The organism is Bradyrhizobium elkanii WSM2783 (genome assembly GCF_000472865.1).
GTDB lineage: Bacteria > Pseudomonadota > Alphaproteobacteria > Rhizobiales > Xanthobacteraceae > Bradyrhizobium > Bradyrhizobium elkanii_A.
On the sequence record NZ_AXAP01000008.1, the window covers coordinates 22,389 to 36,444 of the forward strand.

The 14,056-nt window shown below is 64.0% G+C and carries 9 protein-coding genes; 7 read left to right on the forward strand and 2 right to left on the reverse strand.

Translation table 11 applies throughout. From position 1 onward, the window contains the following. From YY7_RS51210 to YY7_RS0109805, 3 genes are all read left to right on the forward strand, one after another. Positions 1-1,209: an NAD(P)/FAD-dependent oxidoreductase gene (locus YY7_RS51210; RefSeq protein ID WP_080663646.1), complete on the forward strand. Its 1,209-nt coding sequence runs from the start codon at positions 1-3 to the stop codon at positions 1,207-1,209. After that, entirely contained in the window at positions 1,206-3,908 is a 2,703-nt protein-coding gene (locus tag YY7_RS51215; RefSeq protein ID WP_035689733.1) for a nitrate reductase, read from the forward strand. The genes YY7_RS51210 and YY7_RS51215 overlap by 4 nt, the downstream gene beginning before the upstream one ends. A 208-nt stretch (positions 3,909-4,116) precedes the next feature. Further along, positions 4,117-5,016 (forward strand): SMP-30/gluconolactonase/LRE family protein, encoded by a 900-nt coding sequence (locus YY7_RS0109805; protein WP_028163078.1) that lies wholly within the window; start codon positions 4,117-4,119, stop codon positions 5,014-5,016. Between the two features lie 145 nt (positions 5,017-5,161). Here the strand turns inward: YY7_RS0109805 and YY7_RS0109810 are convergent, their stop codons facing one another. Next, a complete protein-coding gene (locus YY7_RS0109810) occupies positions 5,162-6,088 on the reverse strand; it encodes a response regulator transcription factor (protein ID WP_028163079.1) in 927 nt (308 codons plus the stop codon). Further along, a complete protein-coding gene (locus tag YY7_RS0109815; RefSeq protein ID WP_028163080.1) occupies positions 6,078-9,446 on the reverse strand; it encodes a hybrid sensor histidine kinase/response regulator in 3,369 nt (1,122 codons plus the stop codon). Before YY7_RS0109815 ends, YY7_RS0109810 begins: the two co-directional genes overlap by 11 nt. Before the next feature lie 188 nt (positions 9,447-9,634). Between YY7_RS0109815 and urtA the strand changes: the two genes are divergently transcribed. The 4 genes from urtA to urtD all read left to right on the forward strand — a co-directional run bounded on the left by urtA (position 9,635) and on the right by urtD (position 13,868). After that, the gene (urtA, locus tag YY7_RS0109820) at positions 9,635-10,897 is read left to right on the forward strand and encodes an urea ABC transporter substrate-binding protein (RefSeq protein WP_028163081.1); all 1,263 of its coding nucleotides are present in this window, start codon (positions 9,635-9,637) and stop codon (positions 10,895-10,897) included. A gap of 120 nt (positions 10,898-11,017) precedes the next feature. Then, entirely contained in the window at positions 11,018-11,944 is a 927-nt protein-coding gene (urtB, locus tag YY7_RS0109825; protein WP_028163082.1) for an urea ABC transporter permease subunit UrtB, read from the forward strand. 19 nt (positions 11,945-11,963) lie between these two features. Next, positions 11,964-13,103 carry an urea ABC transporter permease subunit UrtC gene (urtC, locus tag YY7_RS0109830; RefSeq protein WP_028163083.1) on the forward strand — a complete coding sequence of 380 codons (1,140 nt, stop codon included), beginning with the start codon at positions 11,964-11,966 and terminating at the stop codon, positions 13,101-13,103. Positions 13,104-13,112: 9 nt separating this feature from the next. Beyond that, positions 13,113-13,868 carry an urea ABC transporter ATP-binding protein UrtD gene (gene urtD / locus YY7_RS0109835; protein WP_028163084.1) on the forward strand — a complete coding sequence of 252 codons (756 nt, stop codon included), beginning with the start codon at positions 13,113-13,115 and terminating at the stop codon, positions 13,866-13,868. The last annotated feature ends 188 nt before the right edge of the window (positions 13,869-14,056 follow it).

Consider the following 14,056-nt stretch of genomic DNA (forward strand, 5'->3'; position numbering starts at 1 on the left):
GTGAGCGAACCGCTGGTCATTGTCGGCAACGGGATGGCGGCCGCGCGCCTGGTCGACGAATTGTCGAAGGTGGCGCTCGGGCGCTACGCCATCGCGGTGATCGGCAGCGAACCGCGGCTCGCCTATAACCGCGTGCTGCTGTCCTCCGTTCTTGCCGGCGAGACCACCTCGGAGGATATCGAGCTGCAGCCGGCATCATGGTGGCGCGACCGTGGCGTCACGGTGAAATATGGCTGCATCGCCACCGAGATCGATGTCGGCCGCCGCGAATTGAAGATCGAGGGCGAGGAGAGCATCACCTTCTCGAAGCTGGTCCTGACCACCGGCTCATCGGCGCTGCGGCTCAACGTGCCCGGCGCCGAGCTCGCCGGCGTGCATACGTTCCGCGATAGCCGCGACGTCGACCTGTTGCTCGCGTTCGCCGCGCGCAAGACGCGCGTGGTCGTGATCGGCGGCGGGCTACTCGGGCTCGAGGCGGCCTATGGGCTGGCGAAAGCGGGGGCGCCAGTGACGCTGGTGCACCTGATGGACCGATTGATGGAGCGCCAGCTCGATGCACCGGCGGGCGCGCTCCTGAAATCACTGGTCGAGCAGAAAGGCATCGAGATCCTGCTCGAGGCCAGCACCGCGCGCATCCACGGCGAGAACCGTGTCGAAGGTGTCGAGCTTGCAGACGGACGATTGATCAAGGCCGACGGGGTGATCTTCGCCGCCGGCATCCGGCCGAACATCGCGCTGGCAAAGGAGGCCGGCATTGCCGTCAATCGTGGCATCGTGGTTGACGATTGCTTACAGACCGGCGCGGAAGGCGTGTTCGCAATCGGCGAATGCGCCGAGCATCGGGGTATCTGCTACGGCCTGGTCGAGCCGGCCTATGAGCAGGCGCGGGTGCTGGCGCGGCATCTTGCCGGGCAGGATGTCGCCTATGCCGGCAGCATCGTGGCAACCAATTTGAAAGTGTCCGGTGTCAGCGTGTTTTCCGCCGGCGATTTCATAGGCGCCGAGGGCAGCGAGAGCATCGTGTTCAGCGACGTTAACCACGGCACCTACAAGAAGCTCGTGATTGCAGACGGACGTCTGACCGGCGCGGTCCTGATCGGCGATACGTCAGATGCGCTCTGGTATCTCGACCTGATCCGCAGCGCGAGGCCTATTGCCAAGATCCGCGGCGACATGATGTTCGGCCGTTCGCTGGCGGAGGCAGCATGAGCGCAGCCGATCCCGCGCTTCGCACCGTCAAGACCACCTGCGCCTATTGCGGCGTCGGCTGCGGCGTGCTGGCGACGCCGGACGGCAAGGGCGGCGCCGCGATCGCGGGCGATCCCGATCATCCCGCCAATTTCGGGCGCCTGTGCTCGAAGGGCTCCGCGCTCGGCGAAACGCTGGGGCTGGCGAACCGGCTGCTCCATCCGATGATCCGCTGCGACAAGGGGATGGAGCGCATCGCCTGGAGCGACGCGCTCGACCATGTCGCGCATCGCTTCAAGCACATCATCGCGCGCGACGGCCCCGGCGCGGTCGCATTCTATCTCTCCGGCCAGTTGCTGACCGAGGATTACTACGTCGCCAACAAACTGATGAAGGGTTTCATCGGTAGCGCCAATGTCGACACCAATTCGCGGCTGTGCATGTCGTCCTCCGTGGCCGGCCATCGTCGCGCCTTCGGCGCCGACACCGTGCCCGGCTGTTACGAGGATCTCGAGCAGGCCGACCTCCTGGTGCTGGTCGGCTCCAACGCCGCCTGGTGCCATCCGGTGCTGTTCCAGCGCATGCTCGCCAACAAGCAGCAGCGCGGCGCGCGCATCGTGGTGATCGATCCACGCCGCACCGATACATCGGAAGATGCCGATCTCTTCCTCGGCCTGAAGCCCGGCACCGACACCGCGCTGTTCTGCGGCCTGCTGGTGCATCTCGCGGATAGTGGCGCGCTCGATCACACCTATATCGACTGCTACACGAACGGCTTCGACGAGGCTCTGGCGCGCGCCCGCGGCATGGCCGGCAGTGTCGGCGCGACCGCGCTCGCCACCGGCCTCTCCGAGCAGGACGTTGCGACGTTCTTCAAGATGTTTGCCAGCACGCCGCGCGTGGTGACCTTGTATTCCCAAGGCGTCAACCAGTCGGCGCAGGGCACCGATAAGGTCAACGCCATCCTCAACTGCCATCTCGCCACGGGCCGCATCGGCAAGATCGGCGCGTCGCCGTTCTCGCTGACCGGACAGCCGAACGCGATGGGCGGGCGCGAGGTCGGTGGGCTCGCCAACCAACTCGCCGCCCACATGGCCTTCACGCCTCCGGACATTGACCGTGTCCGTAGATTCTGGAAGGCGCCGCGCATCGCCACCCATGAGGGGTTGAAGGCGGTGCAGATGTTCGAGGCGATCGGGCGCGGCGAGATCAAGGCGTTGTGGGTGATGGGCACCAACCCGGCAGTATCGCTGCCGGATGCCGATGCCGCGCGTGAGGCATTGCGGAAGCTCGAACTGTTCGTGGTGTCGGAGAATGTTCGCTCCAACGACACTGTCGATGTAGGCGCGCATGTGTTGTTGCCCGCGCAGGCTTGGGGCGAGAAATCCGGCACGGTGACCAATTCCGAGCGCCGCATCTCGCGCCAGCGCGCGTTCCTGGAATCTCCGGGCGAAGCGCAGCCGGACTGGTGGATCCTTTGCGAGGTCGCAAGGCGCCTCGGTTTTGGCGCCGCCTTCGACTTCAAGTCCGCCGCGGATATCTTCCGCGAGCACGCGGCGCTCTCGGCGTTCGAGAACAACGGCATCAGGGATTTCGACATCGGCGCGCTGACGTCGCTGTCGGACGAGGCTTTTGACGCGATGGCGCCGGTGCAATGGCCGATGCGGCAGCATGCGTCGCCGCAGCCACGCTTCTTCGCCGAAGGCGGCTTCTTCGCCAACGATCGCAAGGCGCGGTTCGTCGCGCCGGAGATTCCGACGCTGCGGACCGAGACGACGCCGGCGCGGCCGTTGCGGCTCAACACCGGCCGCATCCGCGATCAGTGGCACACGATGACGCGCACCGGCGCGAGCCCGAGGCTCGGCCAGCATCTGCCGGAGCCGTTCGTCGAGGTGCATCCCGATGATGCGTTGCGCTATGGCGTGAGCGACGGCAGCTTTGCACGCGTCACCACCGATTATGGGCAATGCACGCTGCGCGTCGTCGTCAGCGAGCGTCAGCAGCGCGGCATGCTGTTCGCGCCGATCCATTGGAGCGAGGCCACTGCGACCGACGCCCGCGTTGGATCGCTGGTCGCGCCCTTCACCGATCCGTTCTCCGGCCAGCCCGAGAACAAGGCGACGCCGGCTTCGATCGCTCCTTACGAATATGTGTTCCGCGGCTTTGCGCTGTCGCGCCAGCCGCTGCAATTGCCTGCGCACGCCTGGGTCGCGCGCGTCGCGGTCAATGGCGGTCACGGCTATTTGTTCGCTGACAATGCCGACCTGCTCGGCTGGCAGCTCTGGCTCAGGATGAACACCGAAGGCGATCTTGCCGAATACAAGGATTTCGGCGGCGGCATCTACCGCGGCGCCTCCTTCAACGCCGGCCGCATCGAAACCTGCCTGTTCCTCGGTCCCGCCGATGATGCCGGCGACTGGAATGCGGTGAAAAGCCTGTTCGCCGCTGATGCGCTCAGCGATGCACAGCGGCGCATGCTGCTGTCAGGCAAATCGGCGGACGGCCTCGCCAACGCCGGTCCGATCGTCTGCGCCTGCTTCGGCGTCGGCCGCGCCACGATCTGCGACACGATCGCCGCCGGCGCGGGCTCTCCTGCGGAGATCGGCGCGCAACTCAAGGCCGGCACCAATTGCGGCTCCTGCATTCCGGAGCTGAAGCGTCTGATCGCGCAGACAAGTGCGTCGGGTGATGAGCCGCGTCGCCTGACTGCAGCGAACTGAGTAGCCAACCCCTCATGGTGAGGAGGCGCTCTTGCGCCGTCTCGAACCATGAGGCCCCGATCTCGCCCGTGGCCCATCCTTCGAGACGCTTGCTACGCAAGCTCCTCAGGATGAGGTCTGAGGGGACGTGCGATGCACGTACGAGGGACGACATCCCGCCCGACGTCCTCTATGGTGCCGTCCGTTCCGCTAACGGGTGAACCAAGAAATGCTGTATCTGGAAACGCCGCCGAAATTGATCGAGACCACGATCTTCTCCGCCATGCCGGACGAATTCCGCCGCAAGCAGTCAACCGAGTGGGCCGATGCCAACCGCCCGGGTCAGCCAACCGATTGCTTTATCGAAGGGCCGTCCTTCGACGCCGACGGCAATCTCTACATTGTCGACATCCCCTTCGGCCGCATCTTCAAAATTTCGCCAAATAAGAAATGGTCGCTGGCCGTCGAATATCAGGGATGGCCGAACGGGCTGAAGATCGATTCCAAAGGCCGCACCCTTGTCGCCGACTACCGGCACGGCATCATGGAGCTCGACGCGCGGGCAGGGCGGATGCTTCCGGTACTGACCTCGCGCAATTCGGAATCCTTCCGCGGCTGCAACGATCTGCACATCGCCTCCAACGGCGACATCTATTTCACCGACCAGGGCCAGACCGGGCTGCACGATCCGAGCGGCCGGGTTTATCGCCTGCGCGCGAGCGGGCAGCTCGATTGCCTGATCAACACCGGCATCAGCCCTAACGGTCTGGTGCTCGATCCGCACGAGGCGGTGCTGTTCGTCGCGATGACCCGCGACAACGCGGTGTGGCGCGCGCCGTTCATGAAGGACGGCAGCGTGTCGAAGGTCGGCCGTTTCTGCTCGATGTTCGGCCCCGGCGGTCCGGATGGGATCACAATGGATAAAGCCGGCCGGCTGTTCGTCGCCCATGTCTCGCTCGGCCACGTCTTCGTGTTCGCACCGTCAGGCGAGCCGATCGCGCGTATCAAGTCCTGCGCAGGGAATGCCGTCACCAACGTCGTCATTGGCGGCGAGAACCGCGACCGGCTCTACATCACGGAGTCCGCGACGGGCACGGTGCTGGTGGCGGATATCAGTGTGCTCGGCTGAAGAAGATGGGAAATGTAGCCACGCCGTCATGGCCGGGCTTGTCCCGGCCATCCGCGCTCTTCCGAGCTGCACCAAAGAACGTGGATGCCCGGGACAAGTCCGGGCATGACGGAAAGGAGGAGCGCTGCACCACGGCGCGAACGCCTCACGACTTCCTGTTCCTCGCATTCACCGCAATCGCCGCGGCCGCGGTGCGGTTCTCCACCCCGAGTTTGGAATAGATCTGCTCCAGATGCTTGTCGACTGTGCGCGGGCTGAGCCCCAGGATTTGCGCGATGTCGCGGTTGGTCTTGCCCTTGGAGAGCCATGACAGCACCTCGCCCTCGCGCGTGGTGAGGCCGAGCTCGCTGGAGAATTCCGCCGGCATGTCGGCGCTGGTGTCCTTCGCCAGCCGCAGCAGGAATTCGTTGACGCCAAGCTTACCCATATATTGCAGCCGCAATTGCTCGTTGGCTGGAAACGAGGCCATGGTCGTGGTCTTCGCTGCAGCCTTTCCCTTCTGCGTCTGCTCAAGCCATTGCGGGATCGGATCGGGCAGCGCGAGGTCGTCGCCGTCCTCCGCCAGCGTGTCCGACAGCAGCCTTTGCGCCTGCGGCGTCGCCCACAGGATCTTGCCGTGGCCGTTGACCGCGAGAAGATAGCGGCCGGAGACGTCGAGCGCAGCGCGGGCGCTCTGCGTCAGTCTCGCATTGGCGAGGTGGACGCGGATGCGCGCCAGCATTTCCTGCACCACGATCGGCTTGGTCACGTAATCGACACCGCCGGCTTCCAATCCGCGCACGATGTGCTCGGTCTCGGCGAGGCCCGTCATGAAGATGATCGGCACATGGTCGAGCCCGGCATCGCGCTTGAGCCGGCGGCAGGTCTCGAAACCGTCCATGCCGGGCATGACCGCATCTAACAGCACGATATCGGGCGTGATCTGGTCGACGATCCGCATCGCGGAGGCGCCGTCGAGCGCCACCATCACGGTCATGCCGGCACCGTCGAGCGCGTCGGTGAGGAGCCGCAGCGTCTCCGGCGAGTCGTCGACGACGAGCGCGACGTCGCGCTTCTTGCTTTCAGTGGTCATAACTGTGCAGCGCCTTCAGGGTCGCCATGTACTGATCGAGGTCGAAGCGATCGACCAATGAGCGCATCTCTGAGACGAAGTCGGCATGCTCGGGATGTTCAGTGCCGATCTCGTCGAGCTTGAGCTGGATCGCGCGGATATAGCCCAATTGCCCGAGGCCGATCAGTTCCTCGATATATTTCACCGGCGGCCGCGAGCCGCTCTCCGGCTGCCACTGCGGCACGGGCACCTCGTCGGCATCGTGCTGCCAGTCGAGCTTGAGCAGCAGGCGGATGGTCTCTAACAGGCGCGGGATATCGATCGGCTTCATCAGGTAGCCGTCGTGGAACGGTTGCGCGAGCGGGGCGCCATGCGCTTCCAGCGCGCTCGCCGAGATCATCAGGATGCGTGCCTGGTGATGGCCGGCCGAGCGCAGCGCCTCGGCAACAGTCCAGCCGTCCATGCCGGGCATGGAGATGTCGAGCAGGAACAGGTCGGGCCGGCAATGCTGCGCTAGCGCGAGGCACCCGGGACCATCGGGCGCGCTGAGCAGGATGAAGCCGAGCGGCGCCAGCACTTCGCGCAAGAGATCGCGGTGGGTCGGATCGTCGTCAGTGATCAGGACGGTCTTGCGCGGGCCATGATAGCCATAGACCGGCGCATCGGTCGGCGCGCTGCGCCGCGGGTTTGTCACTTCCGACAGCAATATCTTGACGCGGAAGGTGCTGCCGGTGCCGACGGTGCTGGTCACCTTGATGTCGCCGCCCATCACGCCCGCCAGCAGCCGGCTGATGGTGAGCCCGAGACCGGTGCCAGTCTGCGGCTGCGAGACGCCGAGCGCGCCGCGTTCGAACGGCGCGAAGATGCGTTCGAGATCGTCGGGCTGGATGCCCGGGCCGGTGTCGATCACCTCGAACTCGGCGACCGGACTGCGGTAGTGCACGACGAACTGCACGTGGCCGGTTTGCGTGAACTTGATCGCGTTCGACAGCAGGTTGATCAGGATTTGCCGCAGCCGCTTCTCGTCGGCATAGACCACGACCGGCAGCACCGCCGGCCGCTTGAACACGAAATCGATGCCTTTCCCGGCTGCCTGCAGACGGAACATGCCGACGAGCTGGTCGAGGAAATCGTTCAGCCGGACCTCGTCGCGCGAGAGATAAAGCCGGCCGGCCTCGATCTTGGAGATGTCGAGGATGCCGTCGATCAAGCCGGAGAGATGGTCGGCGCTGCGACGGACCACGCGGACCTGTTCGCGCGGGCGCGTCTGCAGGGTATTGTCCTGCTCCAGCAGTTGCGCATAGCCGGAGATCGCGTTCAGCGGCGAGCGCAATTCGTGGCTCAGGCCGACGACATAGCGGCTCTTGGCGAGGTTGGCGGACTCGGCGACTTCCTTGGCGCGCTGCAGTTCGGCGTCGGTTCGCTTGTGGGCGTCGATCTCCTGGATCAGCAGCGCGGTCTGCCGTCGGGTCTCTTCCTCCGCCGCGCGCCTGCTCTGCTGCGCCAGCACGAACAGCCAGGCCACCACGCCGATGATGATGATCAGCGCGAAGAACACTTTCCACAGCACGTCCGACAACAGGTTGCCGGCTTGCACGGTGGCCGAGGTCTGCAGGTAGATCAGCCCGAGCACCAGCCCGACAAGGCCCGCCGAGACCGCGAACACGCCGAGATAATGCCCGAGCTGCGAATTGATGCGGGCATAGATCGGCTGCGGCAGCAATTTGCCCAATGTCTCCGACACCTGCGACTGGATGCGCGCATGCGGCTTGCACAGGTCATGGCAGCGCGCGTCGAGCGAGCAGCACAAGGAGCAGATCGGGCCGGCATAGGCGGGGCAGGCGGCCATGTCTTCGGGCTCGAACGAATGCTCACAGATGCAGCACTGGATCTGCTCGAGGTTCTGCCAGCTCCGTTTCGGCTTGCGCGCGATGTAGTATTTGCCGTCGGTAGCCCAGGCGATCAGCGGCGCAACGATAAACGCCACCGCCAGCGCGGCGAAGGCGGACAGCGCCTTGGCCGTTGGCCCGAACACGCCGTAGAAGGCGCTGATCGAGACGATGGTCGCAATCAGCATCGCGCCGACGCCGACCGGGTTGATGTCGCAGAGATGCGCGCGCTTGAACTCGATGTGCTGCGGCCGCAGGCCCAGCGGCTTGTTGATGACGAGGTCGGCAACGAGCGCACCGACCCAGGCGATCGCGACATTGGAATAGAGCGCGAGTGTCTGCTCCAGCGCCTTGTAGACGCCGATCTCCATCAACAGCAGCGCAACGACCACGTTGAAGACCAGCCAGACCACGCGGCCGGGATGGCTGTGGGTGAGGCGGGAAAAGAAATTCGACCAGGCGATCGAGCCGGCATAGGCGTTGGTGACGTTGATCTTGACCTGCGACAGGATCACAAACGTTCCCGTCAGCGCCAGCGCCAGATCCGGCTGCGACAGCACGTAGCGATAGGCCTCCAGGTACATGTTGGCGGGCTCGGCGGCGTGCTCATAGGAGACGCCGTGGCTGAGCGCGAAGAAGGCGAGGAACGATCCGGCCAGCAGCTTCAGGGCGCCGAGGACGATCCAGCCGGGCCCTGCGCTGAGCAGCGCGATCCACCACGCTCGCCGCGACGTCCGCCGGTCGCGTGGCAGGAAGCGGAGGAAGTCGACCTGCTCGCCGATCTGGGCCACCAGCGAGAACACCACGGAGGCCGCAGTGCCGAACAGCAAGAGGTCGAGCTGGCCGGATGGGTCGCCATGCTCGCCGGAAAAATTGCGCCATTCGATGAACGAGCGCGGATGAGCGTAGGCGATCGCGGCAAAGGGCAGGATATGCAGCACGATCCAGATCGGCTGCGTCCACAACTGGAAACGGCTGATCAGGGTGATGCCGTAGACCACCAGCGGGATGATCACGACTGCGCTGATGACATAGCCGATCGGCCGCGGGATGCCGAAACACATTTCGAGCGCGGTCGCCAGGATCACCGCCTCGATCGCAAAGAAGATGAAGGTGAACGAGGCGTAGATCAGCGAGGTGATCGTCGAGCCGATATAGCCGAAGCCGGCGCCGCGGGTTAAGAGATCGATGTCGATGCCGAACTTGGCGGCGTTATAGGCGATCGGCAGTCCGCAGCAGAAGATGATGGCGCTGACCACGAGGATGGCCGCGGTCGCGTTCATCGCGCCATAGTTCAGCGTGATGGTGCCGCCAATCGCTTCCAGCGCCAGGAAAGAGATCGCGCCCAGCGCGGTGTTGGCAACACGGCCGGCGGACCAGCGACGCGCGCTCTTTGCGGTGAAGCGCAGCGCATAATCCTCCAGCGTCTGGTTGGCAACCCATTGATTATACTGGCGCCTGACGCGGTCTATCCGCTGCCGCCCTGCCAATTCCCCACCTCCTGAGCCGACGTCGGTCCCGCCCGGTAATCCCGCCCGTCCTGCTCGCAAATCCCGTACCAGAACCTACGTCGCTATTTTGCGGTGCAGTATACGCAATCTTGCGTATCAGTGCGCTGCACAAATCTGGGCAATCCTCGCCTGACCATTAAGCGCGTTCTCGAACCACTGGGGTGCTCATGTCAGACGAAAAGAAACCGGGCCTGAAGTCGCCGCTTCGGCGCAAGCTACTGATGGGAATGGCGGCGCTGCCAGCCATCTCGATGCTTCCGCGCGCCTCGTTCGCAGAGGCTCCGGCAACGTCCGCGGTCAATACCACTGGCCTTGCCGTCACCGATAGCGAAGTGACCGTCGGCATCCTGCACTCCGTCACCGGCACCATGGCGATCTCGGAGACCGGATCGGTCGAAGCGGAAAAACTGGCAATCGAGCAGATCAATGCCGCCGGGGGCGTGCTCGGCCGCAAGATCAAGTTCATCCAGGAGGACGGCGCCAGCGACTGGCCGACCTTCGCCGAGAAGGCGAAGAAGCTCCTCGTCAACGACAAATGCGCCGCCGTGATGGGCTGCTGGACCTCGGCCTCGCGCAAGGCGGTGCTGCCGGTGTTCGAGCAGTATAATGGCATGCTCTACTACCCGACCTTCTATGAAGGCCTCGAGCAGTCCAAGAACGTGATCTACACCGGCCAGGAAGCTACCCAGCAGATCATCGCGGGCCTCGACTGGGTCAACAAGACCAAGGGCGCCAAGACGTTCTATCTGCTCGGCTCCGACTACATCTGGCCGCGCACCTCGAACAAGATCGCGCGCAAGCACATCGAGGGCCATTTGCAGGGCGCCAAGGTGGTCGGCGAGGAATACTTCCCGCTCGGCCACACCCAATTCAATTCTGTGATCAACAAGATCAAGCTGACAAAGCCCGACGTGATCTACGCCATCATCGTCGGCGGCTCCAACGTCGCCTTCTACAAGCAGCTCAAGGCGGCCGGCATCGATCTTTCCAAGCAGACGCTGCTGACGATCTCGGTGACCGAAGACGAGATCGACGGCATCGGCGGTGAAAACATCGCAGGCGCCTATGCCTGCATGAAGTATTTCCAGTCGCTCGACAATCCCAACAACAAGGCCTTCGTCTCTGCCTTCAAGAAGATGTGGGGCGAGAAAACGGTGATCGGTGACGTCACCCAGGCTGCCTATCTCGGCCCGTGGTTGTGGAAGCTGACGGTGGAGAAGGCCGGCAGCTTCGACATCGACAAGGTCGCGGCGGCCTCGCCGGGCGTCGAGTTCAAGGGCGCGCCGGAAGGCTATGTCCGTATCCACGAGAACCATCACCTCTGGTCGAAGACGCGCGTCGGCCGCGCCAAGGCGGACGGCCAGTATGAATTGATCTACGAGACCGCCGATCTCGTAGAGCCCGATCCGTTCCCGAAGGGCTACCAGTGAGAATGCGCCTCGGCTGAGGGCTTCTCCCAATTCGCAAGCGGCGTGGGCCAGTCGGCCCACGCGATCGCCAACGCACGCGCCACGCGCGGGCGCAGGCCTGACCCATGCAGAGGACGGATCATGTTCGGTGACTATTCGCTCAGCGATCTCGGCGCCATCTTCGCGATGCAAGGTTTCGCCGGACTGATCCTGTTCTCGGTCTACGTGCTGATGGCGCTGGGGCTCGCCATCATCTTCGGCCAGATGGGCGTCATCAACATGGCCCATGGCGAGTTCATGATCCTCGGCGCCTACGTCACCTGGATGACGTCGAGCGCCTTCCAGCAATATCTGCCCGCGCTGTTTCCCGGCTACTTCTTCGTCGCGATGTCGTTGGCGTTCGTCGCCTCCGGCGCGCTCGGCATGCTCGTCGAATGGGCGCTGATACGCCATCTCTACAAGCGCCCGCTGGATACGCTGCTTGCGACCTGGGGTCTGAGCCTGATCCTGCAGCAGGCCTATCGCTCGGTGTTCGGCGCCCGCGAGGTTGGCGTCGAACTGCCGGAGTGGATGATGGGTTCCTGGCAGGCGACCGACGCGATCCAGATTCCGATTAACGGCATGTTCGTGATGGGGCTGACCGTCCTGATCACCATCGTGGTCGCCTATGTGCTGTTCTGGTCGCGTTGGGGCCGTCAGGTCCGCGCCGTCGTGCAGAACCGCGTGATGGCCGGCGCCGTCGGCATCAACACCGAGAAGGTCGACCGCTACACTTTCGGCCTCGGCTGCGGCATCGCCGGCATCGCGGGCTCGGCCTTCACCATGATCGGCTCCACGGGACCGACCGCCGGCCAGCTCTACATCGTCGACACGTTCCTTGTCGTCGTGTTCGGCGGAGCGGCCTCGCTGGTCGGCACAATCGCGTCCGCCTTCACCATCTCGCAGGCGCAGTCGACCATGGAGTTCTTCCTGTCGGGCTCGATGGCGAAGGTGCTCACCCTGTTGGCGATCGTCGCGATCCTGATGATGCGGCCGCAGGGACTGTTTGCACTCAAGGTCCGCAAATAAGAACAAGCAGGCTCTGGTCATGATCATCAACTCGCGCTTTTTCAATCGCTCCGAGCTGATCGGCTTCGTCGCGCTCGCGCTCCTCCTCTTCGTCATCCTGCCGCTGTCGCTGGATATCTTCCGCCTCAACCTGGTCGCCAAATATCTCACCTACGCCTTCGTCGGAATTGGCCTCGTGCTGTGCTGGGGCTATGGCGGCATTTTGAGCCTGGGGCAGGGCGTGTTCTTCGGCCTCGGCGGCTACTGCATGGCGATGTACCTGAAGCTCGAGGCCTCCAGCGTTGAGAACACCAAGATCCAGTCGACACCGGGCATTCCCGATTTCATGGACTGGAATCAGCTCACGCAGCTCCCCTTCTTCTGGAAGCCGTTCCACAGCTTCCCGATCACGCTGATCGCGATCATGCTGGTACCCGGCATCTTTGCCTTCATCATCGGCGCGGCGATGTTCAAGCGGCGCGTCGGCGGCGTCTATTTCGCGATCATCACCCAGGCGATCGCCGCGATCATGACCATCCTGATCGTCGGACAGCAGGGCTACACCGGCGGCATCAACGGCATCACCGATCTGCGCACCTTACACGGCTGGGACATCCGCACCGACCATGCCAAGTTCATCCTCTACTTCATCGAGGTGGTGCTGCTGTTCGCCTGCATCATAGCCGCACAGTTCATCCGCCTGACGAAGCTTGGCCGCATCCTGGTGGCGATGCGCGAGCAAGAGGACCGCGTCCGCTTCTCCGGCTACAGCGTCGCCAATTTCAAGATCTTTGCCTTCTGCGCCGCCGCGATCTTCGCCGCAATCGGCGGCGCGATGTTCACGCTCGAAGTCGGTTTCATGTCGCCGTCCTTCGTCGGCATCGTGCCGTCGATCGAGATGGTGATCTACACCGCCGTCGGAGGCCGGATGTCGATCTTCGGCGCGGTCTGGGGTTCGCTGCTGGTGAACTTTGCCAAGACCAGCCTGTCGGAATCCTTCCCGCAGCTCTGGCTGTTTGGCCTCGGCGCGTTGTTCATCGCCGTGGTGCTGGCGTTCCCGAACGGGCTCTCAGGCATCTGGCAGGACTATGTCCAGCCGCATATCGACCGCCTGCTGGCCTCGCGGAAATCAAAACCCGGCAACGGCTTCCCCGTCGCCGACGGCGCACCGGCGGAGTGAGGAGTGGTCATGCTCATCGGTCATCAGCCCAAGGACTTCCTGCTCGCGGTCTCCGGCCTCACCGTCTCCTTCGACGGCTTCAAGGCAGTCAACGATCTCTCCTTCTATGTCGAGGACAACGAGATCCGCGTCATCATCGGTCCCAACGGCGCCGGCAAGACCACCGTGCTCGACCTGATTTGCGGCAAGACCAAAGCCACGTCAGGCTCGATCCAGTTTCGCGGCAAGGAGCTGACGAAGTTGCGCGAGAACGAGATCGTGCAGGCCGGCGTCGGCCGCAAGTTCCAGACGCCGTCGGTGTTCGAGGACCTCACCGTGTTCGAGAACCTCGAAATCTCCTTCCCGCGCGGCCGCACCGTCTTCGGCTCGCTCACCTTCCAGCGCGACGCCACCGTGAAACAGCGCGTCGAGGAAGTCGCCGAGATGATCTTCCTGAAGGACCGCCTCGACACCTACGCCGACCAGTTGAGTCACGGCCAGAAGCAATGGCTGGAGATCGGCATGCTGCTGATCCAGGATCCGGACCTCCTGATGCTGGACGAGCCTGTCGCCGGCATGAGCGTATCCGAGCGCGCCAAGACCGCCGAACTGCTCAACCGCATCATCAAGGGCCGCTCCGTGCTCGTCATCGAGCACGACATGAAGTTCGTCGAGGACATCGCCCACAAGGTCACCGTGCTGCACCAGGGACAGATCCTGTCCGAGGGAACGATGGAGCACGTCAAGAACGATCCGAAGGTCATCGAAGTCTATCTCGGACATTGAGCATGACGTTTCGCATAGCCGCCGCCACGCGCACCGTCGACCTCTCCCCAGCGGGGAGAGGTCGGATCGCATCGAAAGATGCGATCCGGGTGAGGGGGCTCGCGCTCTCGTGGGACCTGATTCCCTCACCCGGCGCTACGCGCCGACCTCTCCCTACGGGAGAGGTGAAGAAAAGCATCCGGCTCTAG